10 protein-coding genes and 1 pseudogene are annotated in these 14,267 nt (G+C 40.1%); 9 read left to right on the top strand and 2 right to left on the bottom strand.

All coding sequences use genetic code 11. The features are described from left to right. Positions 1 to 89: 89 nt before the first annotated feature. On the top strand, positions 90 to 1,883 hold the full coding sequence (locus ABM313_RS05830; protein ID WP_434686744.1) for a M48 family metalloprotease: 1,794 nt from the start codon (positions 90 to 92) through the stop codon (positions 1,881 to 1,883). 497 nt (positions 1,884 to 2,380) lie between these two features. On the opposite strand, the pseudogene ABM313_RS05835 reads toward ABM313_RS05830, so the two are convergent. Further along, positions 2,381 to 3,318 (bottom strand): annotated as a pseudogene (locus tag ABM313_RS05835) (IS110 family transposase). 294 nt (positions 3,319 to 3,612) lie between these two features. Here ABM313_RS05835 and ABM313_RS05840 point away from each other — a divergent pair. The 3 genes from ABM313_RS05840 (at position 3,613) to ABM313_RS05850 (ending at position 7,969) form a co-directional block, all read left to right on the top strand. Then, the gene (locus ABM313_RS05840) at positions 3,613 to 4,188 is read left to right on the top strand and encodes a Uma2 family endonuclease (protein ID WP_434686745.1); all 576 of its coding nucleotides are present in this window, start codon (positions 3,613 to 3,615) and stop codon (positions 4,186 to 4,188) included. Between the two features lie 365 nt (positions 4,189 to 4,553). After that, a complete protein-coding gene (locus tag ABM313_RS05845; RefSeq protein ID WP_434686746.1) occupies positions 4,554 to 6,242 on the top strand; it encodes an ATP-dependent nuclease in 1,689 nt (562 codons plus the stop codon). 573 nt (positions 6,243 to 6,815) lie between these two features. Then, positions 6,816 to 7,969 (top strand): IS630 family transposase gene (locus ABM313_RS05850; RefSeq protein ID WP_434683792.1). Its coding sequence is split into 2 segments (ribosomal slippage): positions 6,816 to 7,257 and positions 7,257 to 7,969, totalling 1,155 coding nucleotides; the frame shifts between segments, so codons are not numbered across the junction. Positions 7,970 to 8,076: 107 nt separating this feature from the next. Here ABM313_RS05850 and ABM313_RS05855 read toward each other — a convergent pair. Further along, positions 8,077 to 8,802: a MerR family transcriptional regulator gene (locus ABM313_RS05855; protein WP_434686747.1), complete on the bottom strand. Its 726-nt coding sequence runs from the start codon at positions 8,800 to 8,802 to the stop codon at positions 8,077 to 8,079. A gap of 375 nt (positions 8,803 to 9,177) precedes the next feature. Between ABM313_RS05855 and ABM313_RS05860 the strand changes: the two genes are divergently transcribed. The 5 genes from ABM313_RS05860 (at position 9,178) to ABM313_RS05880 (ending at position 14,248) form a co-directional block, all read left to right on the top strand. Further along, on the top strand, positions 9,178 to 10,914 hold the full coding sequence (locus ABM313_RS05860) for an ABC-F family ATP-binding cassette domain-containing protein (RefSeq protein WP_434686748.1): 1,737 nt from the start codon (positions 9,178 to 9,180) through the stop codon (positions 10,912 to 10,914). 189 nt (positions 10,915 to 11,103) lie between these two features. After that, complete coding sequence (locus tag ABM313_RS05865; RefSeq protein ID WP_434686749.1) at positions 11,104 to 12,048, top strand: pentapeptide repeat-containing protein; 945 nt, start codon at positions 11,104 to 11,106, stop codon at positions 12,046 to 12,048. A gap of 125 nt (positions 12,049 to 12,173) precedes the next feature. Beyond that, positions 12,174 to 12,857, top strand: coding sequence for a ribonuclease III (gene rnc / locus ABM313_RS05870; RefSeq protein ID WP_434686750.1), 684 nt, complete (start codon positions 12,174 to 12,176; stop codon positions 12,855 to 12,857). Positions 12,858 to 12,906: 49 nt separating this feature from the next. Further along, a complete protein-coding gene (gene rimM / locus ABM313_RS05875; protein ID WP_434686751.1) occupies positions 12,907 to 13,461 on the top strand; it encodes a ribosome maturation factor RimM in 555 nt (184 codons plus the stop codon). A gap of 52 nt (positions 13,462 to 13,513) precedes the next feature. Continuing rightward, a complete protein-coding gene (locus ABM313_RS05880) occupies positions 13,514 to 14,248 on the top strand; it encodes a TVP38/TMEM64 family protein (RefSeq protein WP_434686752.1) in 735 nt (244 codons plus the stop codon). The last annotated feature ends 19 nt before the right edge of the window (positions 14,249 to 14,267 follow it).

Consider the following 14,267-nt stretch of genomic DNA (forward strand, 5'->3'; position numbering starts at 1 on the left):
GAAAAATTTAGAATTACTTATAATTTAATTAGTTTAAGGATTTTATTGTGCCAATATTTTCTGTCTATCGTCGAGCAGTCTTGAGGTGGATGTCACTATTCTGCATTGGCTTAGTGATCTCGTTTCTCTTTGTTGGTCAAGCCGAGACTCAAAATCAAAGTAATTGCATCAAGATCCCCGAAGTGTCTTTAGGCAATGCCGAAGCAATTGAAAGAAATAGACGTGTGGCTGTGCTAATTCAAGCGGATCGATTGATTCAGAGTAACAATCTGGCTGAAGCGATCAAATTGCAACAATCTGTGAAAAAAGCTCTCCCCAACGTAGCTGCGCCTAATCCACCGACAAGAAATGTGGATAATCTAGCGAGTGGCGCTAAGGTATATTGGCAGAATGCTGAAGAAGGGCTAGAGGCTGGACTGTCCACCAAATCATTAATTGCTTTGGAGAAGCTATCCGATAATTATCCTGAATTTATTACTGGACATATCAAGTTCGCGGAGGCATCCCTACGCTGGAATCAACCAGATAAAGCGATCCAAACCTTAGATCGTGCCTATGGCATTTATCCCGATCGCGTGGATTTATTAGAGCCATTACTCAAACTACTTATATCTAAAAAGATGGAGGTCGAAGCTTCCATTGCTTCCCGTCAGTTTGCACTTAACTATCCTGAACATCCTGATGCTCCTAAATATAAGAAGCTGGCTGATGATTACATGAATCAGTTTATCAATGACTTCAAAAATGAGTCATTTATCACTGCACTTATTTCTGGCGATCGCAAAATCATTGAGCAAATTTTTAAAGGAGAATCGGGATTTGGTGAAGAAAGTGCTGCCGAAATCAAACAGAGTGTGTCGTTAGTAACTGATCCGAAGCTGACGGAATATATCAATAACCTTGGGCAAAAATTGGCAAAACTATCGGGTCGGGATGACTTCAAATATGAGTTCAATATCATCCAAGACAATTCTCTCAATGCCTTTGCTCTACCAGGAGGCAAGATCTTCATCAATACAGGTGCGATCGCCGATATGGAATCGGAAGCAGAGCTAGCTGGTATTCTCAGTCATGAAATTGCCCATACGGTCTTTTCGCATTCCTATCAAAAGATTATTACCGAAACCAAAGCCAGAGCTTTAAAAAAAGTTGGGTTGATCAATACATTTCTGGAGTATCTCAAGCCAGAACTTGCATTTGGGCGATCGCTTGAACAACAAGCTGATTTCTTAGGCACGCGCATTCTCTCATCGGCTGGCTATTCTGCGGATGGACTATATCGTGTGTTTGATCGCTGGCGTGGTTATGAGAAAGATCGGCAGACAGGTTGGCTAGATAGTCATCCTGCGTCTTCAGAACGAGTGAGATATTTACAAGCAGCCGTCCAAAATCGCAACTACAATCGCTACTCATTAGAGAATATTGAAGCTCTAATTGCGGCGCGGGGTGCATTCTGTAAATCGGAAGCTAAAAATCCACCCTCTACAGATGTTCCAACTTCTACTTCCAAACCCAGTAATAAGCCAACTTTAGGCAAGGTGGCTGTAGTTGCTGGGCAAACCAACGACAATGTGAGCATCAATATTAATGGAGGTAAGGTTGAGTCGAGCGGTAAATACATACTGAATGTAGAAATCGTCAACAAGAGCAGTCAGTCTTTTGGATTTGTACCTATATTTGCGAAGACAACTAATGCTGATGGAAAGACAGTTTCGTCACAGTTCATCAGTGCTTCTGGCAAAAACGTTGTGAATGCAGGAGAAACTGCTAAAGGAACTCTCTCTGTTTTCCAGCAGCCTTGGCGAGATACTGGCGATCAAGGGCTAGTGTGGCAAGTAACAGAAAGTACTGGCGGTGGTCGAGTGTTTCGGATTCCATTCTAATTTGCTTTAAAAAAGCCTTGCAAAGCAAGGCTTTTTTAAATTATTTACTGGGTTTTGAGATTCAAGAAATGGTAACGCCACGTAACATCAGATATTAACTGATGTTACGTGGAACTCAGATGATGAATTGCTTGCTGCTAGCGAAGCAGGGCAACCACGGGGGGATTGCCCCTACCTCAATAATTTAGATTCTTTAGGGGCTGTGCCCCCCGTGCCAGCCCCAGACTTCCGAGATCGCAGGAATTGCTTCTACATAACATCAGTTAATATAATGAAATCAACACTGCTTAATATTAAAATTAAGTAACCGAAGGAAACTTGGAATCAATATTTCTGTATGCTTGTGCTGTGAAACCATCATTGCGATCGCTAATTTTGTAGCGATTGTCTTGAAAGTCAAGAGGAAAGGAGAAAAAATCTAAATTCCAAATATGCACGACAAAATTACGGTAATGTGTATCCGTTTTTGTCCTTGATTAGATTGTACAAGCATTCAACTAAGTAGGAGCTTGCCAAGTTTTGTTATCGCGGATCATGGCATTGAGAATAACCAGAAGTTTTCGCATACAGGCAACTAAGGCAACCTTTTTCAGCTTTCCATTTGCTAGCAGACGTTCATAAAAATCATGAATTACTGGGTTATGTCGAATCGCCACTAAAGTTGCCATGTACAAGCCACAGCGAATCGATGTGCGACCTCCCTGAATCATCCGCTTGCCTTTGTGTTTACCACTATCGTGATTGATCGGAGCAACACCAACTAAGCGAGCAATCTGTTTGTCAGAGAGTTTTCCTAGTTCAGGTAATTCTGCCAAACAAAGCGCTGATGTGACCTTGCCAATGCCTTTGGCAGAACACAAAATCTCCCGTTTCCTTTGCCAATCACTTTGCTGTTGCGCCAGAGTCTGAATTTGCTCGTCAAGGGATTCAATCCGTTTCTGGATCTGTTCGCTATGATCGCGGATATCAGATTCAACAGTGTTGGAAGCACGGCAGAGACGATTTTTCTCTGCTATCTGCATCTCTCCACTAACTGCTGACGACGACGCACGAGATCGCTCAATTGTTGAGACTGAGCATCGACCATTGCTTGAGGTTGAGGTTGTACAGCTTGAGCAAAACGAGCAATCACTTCAGCATCAAGTTTGTCTGTCTTCGCTTTTCCCAAAGCAGTGGCAAAGCCTTTAACTTTGCGTGGATTGGCGATCGCTACTGGAATCATCGCAGTTTGCAAGCCACTGACCAGTGTTCGTTCTAATCCGCCTGTTGATTCAACTACCACCAAACTCGGTGAAATTGGTTGTAATTGTTTGATTAGGGTTTGCACTCCGATTTCGGTATTGGGCTGTTGCAAGATTAGACCTTGCGGTAACACGTAGACATCTAGAGCATCTTTACAGACATCTATTCCTATCCATATTTTTTCTATGTTCATTGGTTATACTGGGGCTGAGTTATTGTGTCCCTTTGATAACTCGTCCTTGCGAATGCGAGGTTATTCCTCCAGCGATTGTTCGAGCTTGTATCATTGGGATAAAAGCGTGGCTCCGATGGCTACTAAACGGTGTCAAGCACCTTGGTGGAACTGGTTCGCCACGCTCTTTTCTAAAATATCAGGCTCCCTTGCTACAAATCGGTATTTTCTACCTAGGGTGCGTCGGGTTGCCTTGTTCTCAAGATACAAGGGTGTGTTAAATAAAGTCCATTACCCATTATCCATTACAAAAAAATGATTTCTATTAGAGAAAATCTTCCTCAAATAACTCCAGAAGAATACTTTGCTTGGGAAGAAAGGCAACTAGAAAAACACGAACTGATTAACGGTCAAGTTTACGCTATGAGCGGTGGTAGCGTTAATCATAGCCGCATCGCAATTCGATTTGCGACTATGGTTGACACCCATTTAGACCCTAGTAGTTGTATCACGGGTAACTCAGACCTGAGAATTAATATTGTTGGCACAAATAACTACACCTATCCTGATGTCAGCGTCACCTGCGACGATCGCGATAAATCTACAACCCAATATATTACCTATCCTTGCTTAATCGTTGAAGTTCTATCTCCTAGTACTGAGTTATACGATCGCAGTGGCAAGTTTAGACTGTACCGCAAAAATCCACACTTACAAGATTACTTATTAGTCAGTTCTACCAGCATCGAAATGGATTTATACCATAAAAATGACGCTGGCGAATGGCTGATCATTAACTACCAAGAAGGCGACACCGTAGAACTAAAAAGTATTAACTTAAGCTTTCCCATTGAGCAAGTCTATCGCGGTTTAGAATTGAATCCAGAATAATTACTCGATTCAGCAAATAAATAGAGAGTAATAGCGATCGCCTTGAGGAGATTGATTGTTGAGGCGATCGCCTAAAAATCACGACTCACAGTACTAGCGATCGCCTTGAGAAGATAGATTATTGATGCGATCACCTAGAAATCAAGACTTGCGGTAATGCAAAAATCTTGTTATTACATTTATTAGTTTCTTTATTTGACAATTTTATGTAATATTTATCTTATATAAGTATTTATCCTGTAATCTGCAAGATAATTCCTAGTTATACGACTTTGGGTAAGAGTGATGGATGGCATTGGCTGAAATTTATCGGTTAATATTTAACATCAGATAAAGTAAAAGTAAAAAGGTAAGCATCAGCAAAAGTGAAATTAGTTAATTTTTCTGTAACCAATTTTCGGAGCATTACTACTGCACATAAAATTCCAATTTCTAGTACTACTGTCTTAATTGGGAAAAACAATGAAGGCAAGTCAAATATCTTGAAGGCTCTCTTTATAACGATGAAAGTTCTTCAAGAACACGCTGCGTCTAGAAGAGTCGTAGGTGTTAGAAATAGATATCGTACTGACGAAAGTTTTTATGTATGGGAAAGAGACTTTCCTATTAATCTCCAAAATAGAAAGTCTGGAAATCAGTCTATTTTTAGATTGGAGTTTGAACTGAATGAAGAAGAGATTCTTGAATTTAAGGAAGCTATCAAATCTAGCTTAAATGGTACTTTGCCTATAGAAATAAAGATGGGCAAGGAGAACATTCCTTCAATTAGAGTGTGTAAAGGTGGAAAAGCAGCAGCAAATCTTAATTCTCAATCGAAAAGAATTGCGGATTTCATATCACAAAAAATATCGTTTAATTATATTCCTGCCGTTAGAACTGACAAGCAGGCTTTACTAGTAATTGACAATATGCTGTCTCAAGAATTGCGAATTCTGGAAGGAAATCAGGAATATCAAAATGCTCTAAATATAATTAAAGAACTTCAGCAGCCTATCTTAGATAAATTGGCAGAAAGAATCAAAGAACCCTTGTCGGAATTTTTACCAAATATGACTGAGGTTAAAATTGAGATTCCAGAACAGGAGAGACGTACAGCTTTAAGAAAAGAATTTAATGTGATTATTGATGATGGAACGCCTACAAATATAGAATTCAAAGGAGATGGTGTAAAGAGTCTAGCTGCATTGGCACTTCTGAAGAACAGATACGTAGAAGGCAGTGCCTCTATCGTAGCCATTGAAGAACCAGAGTCTCATCTTCATCCTGCTGCTATTCATCAATTAACTGAGATTATTACTTCTTTATCTAGTACTAGCCAAGTAATTATTACTACACATAATCCATCATTCGTAGACAGGCAGCATCTAAAATCTAATGTGATAATTGACAATGGCAAAGCTTCTCCTGCTAAAAGTATTAAAGCAATCAGAGAACTTCTTGGCGTTAGAGCTTCTGACAATTTGATCAATGCTAATTACGCATTAGTTGTGGAAGGAGCAGAGGATGCAATAGCCCTGAAATCTCTCTTGCCTTTTTTGAATGAAAAATTAGAGAAGTTTATGAAGAATAATTTGTTAGTAATTGAACCTATAGGAGGGGCTGGGAATTTATCCTATAAGCTCTCATTGCTTAATAACTCATTGTGTATATATCATGTCCTTCTTGACAACGATGATGCTGGTAGACAATCGTATGACAAAGCTAGCAAAGAAGGGCTTGTCACGATCAAAAACTGTACGATGCTCAATTGTTTGGGAATGAATGATTCGGAATTTGAAGACTGCCTTGAAGTATCCCTTTATAAACAAAAAATCTATGATGAATTTGGGGTTGATTTAGAGGATCCTAGTTTTCGGTGTAAATTGAAGTGGTCAGTGCGTATGAAATCTGTATTTATGAATCAGGGTAAGCGTTGGAACGAAAATATAGAACATAATGTAAAAAGAGTAGTTTCAGAATGTGTTGCAGAGAACCCAGAGAAGTCCCTTAATGCATATAAAAGAAAGTCGCTAGATGCATTAGTAACTGCCCTAGAAAGTTTAGTTAAAATATAGGTATACGCCTGTCACGACCGTATAATACTATATCGAAGTGGGTAATGCCCTGAAGGAAAGCTTGTCGGGTTCTAGCCAAGATTGTGCTATCAAAAAATTGTTGACCTCGTTGTTGAATTCTAAGAAATTATCGGTAATTCCTTTCAAGATGTGTCCCGCAGCAAATACTAATAATTATTAAATGATCGCCTAAAACTCACGGCTCACAGTAATAGCGATCACGTTTCAAAGATAGATTGTTGATGCGATCGCCTAGAAATCACGACTCACAGTAATAGCGATCACGTTTCAAAGATAGATTGTTGATGCGATCGCTTAGAAATCACGACTTACGGTAATAGCGATCACGTTTCAAAAATAGATTGTTAATGCGATCGCCTAGAAATCACGACTCATAATAATAGCGATCGCCTTGAGGAGATAGCGCGATCGCTGATCTTGTAGAGTGCGTTAATGCAATTTAATGTACCTTTCTAATACCCAAAATTTGTGCGTTACGCTGACGCTAACACACGCTACTGGACTGTTTCATCTAAAATAGTGCAATAGATATTGGTTTGGAGAGCCCTAATCATGGGAAGAGGAAGGCGAGATAAAGTCTATTTAACAGTAGAGGATAGAGAAAACTTAGAACAAATTAGTCGAAATGGCTATGCACCTGCAAAAAAGATCTTGCACGCCAGAATTTTACTGATGTGTGATGAAGGAAAATACAGCAAGAGAACATGGACTGATGAAGAAATAGCAGAAGCATTGCAGGTGCATAGAAACACCGTAGGTCGAATTCGCCAAAGATTTCTGCAAAAAGGTGAAAAACCTGCACTAGAGAGACAATTAAGGAAAACGCCCCCCACACCGCCCAAGGTCGATGGCTCTAGCGAAGCCCACATAATTGCTCTGTGTTGTGCAGACCCACCAGAAGGACGTGCTGAGTGGACAATCAGACTATTAACGTCAGAACTCAAGCAAAGACAAGTTATTACCGAAATTTCCGCATCAACGGTGTGGCGTACTCTAAAAAAAACGAATTACGACCTTGGAAAACCCAGAGATTTTGTATTCCCGAAAGAGATTTAGCAAGATTTGTGGCAGAAATGGAAGTCGTCCTTGACTTGTATAGCACGGAGCCATGCGAAGAAGAACCGTTGATTGCAATGGATGAAGCATCAAAGCAACTACTCGGAGAGGTTTATCCACCAATAGCGATGCAACCTGGACAAGATAAAAAAGAAGACTACCACTATGAGCGTGAAGGTGTTCAAGCCCTATTCATGTTTGTTGACCCTCATCGAGGATGGAGACGGGTGAGTAGCCGAGATAGTCGAACAAGGATAGATTGGGCTGAGGAAATACGTCAATTGTTGGATGAGGACTATCCGAATGCACGAAAAGTAAAGCTACTCAGTGATAATCTGAATACCCATAATATAGCTTCGCTGTATGAAGCATTTCCTGCACCAGAAGCTCATCGTTTAGCAAGAAGACTAGAAATTTATCATACGCCGCGTAATGGTAGTTGGTTGAATGTAGCCGAAACCGAATTGAGTGTCTTATCAAAACAATGTTTAGATAGACGGATTCCTAGCAAGGACAAACTCAAAGAGGAGATAGACGCTTGGCAAAAGTCTCGAAATCAGAATGCATCCAAAGTAATATGGAGGTTTTCGACAAGCGATGCCAGAGTCAAACTGAAACATCTTTATCCAGTATTTGAGCAAGAAGAATAACCGTATCTATTGCACTATTTTAGATGAAACAGTCCACTACTGTTACAAAATACTATCTCCACGACTAATCCTGTGTCAGGGCTTGCTGTGAAGAAACTTCTTTCGCCCTAGCATTGAAGAGCCCGCGACATATATGCCGCTAAGGAGGCATCATTCTCACCCCAATCGCTAACGGAATCTTCTCCTTGTTCATACATCTGCTTCAATGCTGATTCAAGCTCAGGATCACCACCTGTGAACTCCTGAATTAAAGCTTGCCGACGGCGCACTAGGACTTGCACCACTTCGCTAGCTGGATCTGTTCCCTTCTCCATTTCTGCCTGAACTTGGGCAATTAAGGTTTCCCAATCAACTTTTGCCTGTTGCATTCTTTCTTCTCCCAATAGTTCTTGACGTTGTTTCAGGATTTCAAGCTGTTCAGGACTGTAGTAGTTTTCTAGCATGTCCATAACTTGAATAATCTGGAGAATTTCTTCAATAGGAATGACATCAAGGTTTGCGACAGTTTGTTCAACGTTTTCCAATCGTTCTAGAAGCTGTTGAGACAGGTCTATCTGTTTACGAACTTTAGCAATATGCAATTGAAGCACTTCGATAAAGGTGCGATCGCTATTATCCAAGCAACTTCGTACATCTTCTAAGGAAAGCCCAATTTGTTTGAGGGCAATAATCTGCTGTAGACGGATGATATCTTCCTTCCCATAAACCCGATAACCAGATTCTGTCCGATGGGATGGAGACAATAATTTGATTTCATCGTAGTAGTGTAGCGTCCTGATTGATAATCCCGTTCGTTTCGATAAATCACCGACCTTAAAAGTTATGGGTTCCATGTGTTTAACTACTCCTTTGTGTACTCTCATTCTTTAAAAGGTATGTTCTTATCTTAAAACCCTCACCTAACGTGAGAGTCAAGAGGGAGAGTCTTCTAAATTTCTAGATTTCAAGATTACCCTCAGAATGGGAGAAAAGAAGGGGGCGATCTGTAGAAGGCATTGATACAGCTTATTGAAGCTTTGAGTAGTACAGAAATATTTTTGAAAGTGGTGTTTCGCACCACTTTCAAAAATATTTCTGGGTTTTAAGTAAGCACAAAGCGCTGTAAGTAATGTAATTTCTTCTTTCTGGGTTTTGGGTAGACTGATGCATTTGTTACAAAAAAATGTTAATCTTAATAAAAAGTTAAGTTTTGTTGCTACCCTAAATCTATGCTTCGTCTTGAACACATTCAGAAAATTTATCCCACTGGCGAAGTCCTTAAAGACGTTAACTGGGAAGTCAAAACAGGCGATCGCATTGGTTTAGTCGGCGTAAATGGTGCGGGGAAATCAACACAGCTAAAGATTATTGCAGGGGAAATCGAACCGACCGCAGGGCAAATTGTCCGTCCTTCTAGCCTCAAAATTGCCTATCTCAGTCAAGAATTTGACATCGAAGAGACACGCACAGTCAAACAAGAGATGTGGCAAGCATTTCAGGAAGTGCGGGAAATCCAAAAAGAACTAGCAGTAGTACATCATCATCTAGAAAATTTAAAAGATGGTGAAGACTATGAGCCAATTCTCAAAAAAATGGATCGGCTCCAACGCCAGTTTGAAGATCACAATGGCTATGAACTAGAAAGCCGCATCGATAAGCTATTGCCAGAATTAGGATTTAAAACTGACGATGGCGATCGCTTTGTCAGCGAATATAGCGGCGGTTGGCAGATGCGAATGGGCTTAGGCAAGATTTTGTTGCAATCGCCTGACTTGTTATTATTGGATGAACCGACAAACCATTTAGACTTGGAAACAATTGAGTGGTTAGAGAAATATCTGCGATCGCTAAGTACCCCAATGGTGATCGTCTCCCATGACCGTGAATTTCTAGATCGCCTCTGTACATCGATTGTGGAAACTGAGCGTGGCGTATCGATGACTTATTTAGGTAATTACTCATCTTATCTAGCTCAAAAAGCTGAAGCAAAAGCTGCACAGGGAGCTGCCTTTGAGCGTCAGCAAAAATATATCGAAAAGCAACAGGTATTCGTAGATCGCTTCAGAGCAAGTGCTACGCGCAGTACCCAAGCCAAGAGCCGTGAAAAACAACTAGACAAAATTGAGCGTATCGAAGCACCCGAAAGTGATGTCAGAACCTTAAAATTTCATTTTCCACCTGCTTCTCGCAGTGGGCGCGTTACAGTCGAGATTAAAGATCTCACCCATGCCTATGGCGATCAGATCCTATTTTTGGGCGCAAATCTGGAAATCGAAAGAGGCGATCGCGTTGCTTTTCTAGGACCCAACGGTGCAGGAAAATCCACACTATTGAAAATGGTGGTTGGCAAAGAAGCCTATAACGAAGGCGAAATAATCCTCGGTCATAACGTGCTAGTTGGTTATTTTGAACAAAACCAAGCCGAAGCTCTGGACTTACATAAGGACGTATTTCATACAATCCATGATGATTTTCCCAAGATGACCCATGAAGAAGTACGTGGTGTGTTGGGTAAATTCCTATTTAGTGGTGACACTGTATTTAAACAAGTACGTGACCTTAGTGGTGGCGAAAAAGCAAGACTTGCCCTCGCCAAAATGTTGCTTACCCCTGTAAACTTTTTGATCCTTGATGAGCCGACTAATCACCTTGATATTCCTGCCAAGGAGATGTTAGAAGCAGCTTTGCGTGAGTATGAAGGGACAGTCGCTGTAATCTCTCATGACCGCTATTTCATCTCACAAGTGGCAAATAAAATTGTCGAAATTCGTGATGGCGATCTCTGTATGTATGCAGGTGACTATGCCTACTATCAAGAAAAAAGAGAGGAAGAAACAAGGGAGGCTAAATATAAAGCAGAAATGGCTGCGAAAGCGGCAAAAGATGCTTTAAAAAGAGAAAAAGAAAAAGCAAAACAAGCTGAAAAACGTCAAGAAAAGCAACAACAAAAGGCGAAAGCAAAGTAATATGCAATCATCTATAGCAATTTCATATACTTTTGTAGGTGATTGCTATAAGTGAACCTGATTTTTTAGTAAAAACATTGATTCATGAATCAATGTTTTTACTAAAAAATCAATAATCTATTGATTTTTAAATAGGCATATGCAAGAGAGAACTGCATTTATTCTTTTTGATACAAACATATTATATTTATGTTGAATCATATTGCTAAAAAACGCAATTTGATAGAACGATATTCCCAAGGAGAAAGAAACTTTGAGGGATGGGATTTGAAAGGATTAGATTTAAGTAAAGTTGATCTCAGTAATGCGATTTTACGTAACGCAAATCTAGTTTTTGCAAATCTATGGGAGTCCACTCTCTGTAATACCGATCTATCTGGTGCAAATTTGTCTGATGCCGATTTATGCGGTGCATCTTTACTAGACTCTAATCTCAGTAATGCCAATATCACTCGTGCTAACTTTAGTTATGCAGGATTGAGCGGCGCGCAATTTACTAATGTGATCTTTAGTAGCGTAAACTTTCGGCTAGCAATTCTGAATTGTACCAATTTGCACGGGATGAATTTTAAAGGGGCAAATTTACAAAAGGCTTACCTTCTTGAAGCTAATCTTTCTAATACAGATTTGAGTCATGTAAATCTGCATCATGCTTTTTTGTTTCGGGCAAATCTGAGTCGATCTAACTTGCAAAATGCCGATCTCAGTGAAGCTGATCTTAGTGAGTCTAGCTTACATGGGGCAAATTTAAAGGGGGCAAATTTAAGTGAAGTAGATCTACGAGAGGCTGATCTTGATCGGGTGGATTTTAGTGAGATTAATCTGCGTTTAGCAAATTTAAGTGGTCTAAATTTGAGTAATATCAATTTTATTGGTAGTAATTTAAGTAAAGCAATTCTGCGCGGTACGATTTTGCATGGTGCTTGCTTTAACGGAGCGAATCTGTGGAATGCTGATTTAACTAATGCAGACTTGACTGGGGCTGATTTGACTGGGGCTGATTTACGCGGTGTCAACTTTAATGGCGCTAATCTAAAACATGCTGAGTTAGATGTGGGATGGATGAATGAGGCTAGGATATGTCAGACAATATTGCCTGATGGCAATATCTCCTATCGAAGTTGTCGATCCTAATTTATTTGCGAGATTAAATTGTTTGTGAGAATGTGCCACAAAGTCGCACATTCTCACAAACAATTTAGGATTGTGATAGCAATGGTGATTAAAGTATTGTCTGGATAATTTTTATATTGGTAATAATGCAAGATCTATTTGTTTTTAAGAATGAAAAATTATTGCGAATGGCTCTGACCCATCGTTCCTATGTGCATGAAAATCCCAGCGCAGGAGAAGATAATGAGCGCTTAGAATTCTTGGGTGATGCCATTTTAAATTTTTTAAGCGGTTCCTATCTTTACCGTCAACATGCTGACCTCGGTGAAGATGAACTTACTCGTCGTCGTGCGGCTCTAGTAGATGAGAAGCAGTTAGCAAATTTTGCGATCGCCTTGGAGTTAGATACGCAAATCCTATTGGGCAAGGGGGCGTTACGTGATGGCGGTAATAAAAGTGACAATCTCTTAAGCTGTGTATTTGAAGCAATGATTGGTGCTTTGTATCTGGATCGTAATTGTGATGTGGAGGCTGTGCGTCCTGCGGTGGAGGCTTTGTTTAATTCAGTACCACCAGAGTTAGTGAATACTCGCGCCGATCTTGATGCTAAAAATCGCTTACAGGAATGGGTGCAGTCTTATATCGGTCATATTTTGCCCAGATATGTCACCGAAAAAGTGGGGGGAACTGATCACACGCCCGAATTTGCGTCTAAAGTATATGTTGGCGATCGCCTATATGGTCAGAGTATGCGAAATTTTTCTAGTAAAAAGGAAGCAGAACGAGCAGCCGCATTAGACGCATTAGAACAAATAGAAAGAATGTTATAGGTTTGCAACTTCCTAATTTACGAGAATTTGCAAACCAAGGATGAAATATATGACTGAAGATTGGTTAATGATTGGCAAAATTGTCTCACCACAAGGGCTAAAAGGCGAGGTGAGAATATTGTCCTATTCAGATTTCCCAGAACGTTTTGAAAATGCTGGCAAGCGCTGGATTGCAGCTTCGGAGAAAGATGAACCGCAAGAAATCATGATGCTTTCGGGTCGAGAAGTTGCTGGCAAAAAGAATCTATTTGTGGTGCGTCTGGAAGGAATTAATGATTGCGATCGCGCAGAATCTTTGCGTAACTATCTCATGTTTATCCCCACTAGCGATCGCCCTTATTTAGAGCATAATGAGTATATGATTGCAGACTTAGTAGGTTGTAATGTTTACCATCAAACCACAGGTAAATTACTGGGTGAAGTGATTAGCATCATTGCCGCAGGAAATGATTTGCTGGAGGTTCGCAATCTTGAAAACAATGAAATCGAATTGATTCCCTTTGTCGAAGCGATCGCTCCATTTGTCGATATCAAACAAAAAAGAATTGAAGTTACACCTCCAAAAGGACTGATCGATAAATGGCTGGAGATTGAGCCTAATTAGTAGGGCTACTACTTTTTTCATTTTCTGTCTACTAAAACTGATCAAAGTCTTTATGAAGCGATCACAATTTAACACACCAAAATTTTGGCTGAAAGTTATATTTCTTATAGCTTCGTCACTTTTATTGCTAGTGTTTTTTCAGCATCTGAGTACCCACGTTAGGATTAGTACTTTGGTTCAAAGCACTTTACTTTGGGTAAAGATGCTGGGAACTATTGGCGCGATCGCTTTTATCGTTATTTACAACATTGCAACAGTTTTATTCATTCCAGCTTCATTACTGACTTTGGGTGGTGGCGCAATATATGGTTTGGTATGGGGTTCAATCTATGTATTCGTTGCTGCAACTTTAGGCGCTACTTTTGCTTTTTTGATTGGTAGATATTTTGCACAAAAATGGGTAAATGAGAAGATTAGCAAAAATGTGACTTTTCGAGCGATCGATGAAGCTGTAGCGATCGATGGATTCAAAATTGTTCTGTTGACAAGGCTGTCACCAATTTTCCCATTCAATATGTTGAACTATGTGTTTGGGGTTACCCGTGTAACTTTGAAGGATTATGTCCTCGGCTCAATTGGGATGATTCCAGCCACAATTATGTATGTTTATCTTGGTTCTCTGCTTGGAGATATTGCTTTGCTGGAAATGCAACCTTCCAACATAATTAGTAATCCCCAAACTCAAATTGCTCAATGGGGGATTAAAGTTTTAGGTTTGGTGGCAACTCTTGCCGTAACTATTCAAGTTAGCCGCCTTGCTAATAAAATTCTCGTTAGGAAACTATAGCAATAAAAAAGGCGAGCTT

This window comes from Pseudanabaena minima str. Chao 2107 (assembly GCF_051131155.1).
GTDB classification, from domain to species: Bacteria; Cyanobacteriota; Cyanobacteriia; order Pseudanabaenales; family Pseudanabaenaceae; genus Pseudanabaena; species Pseudanabaena minima.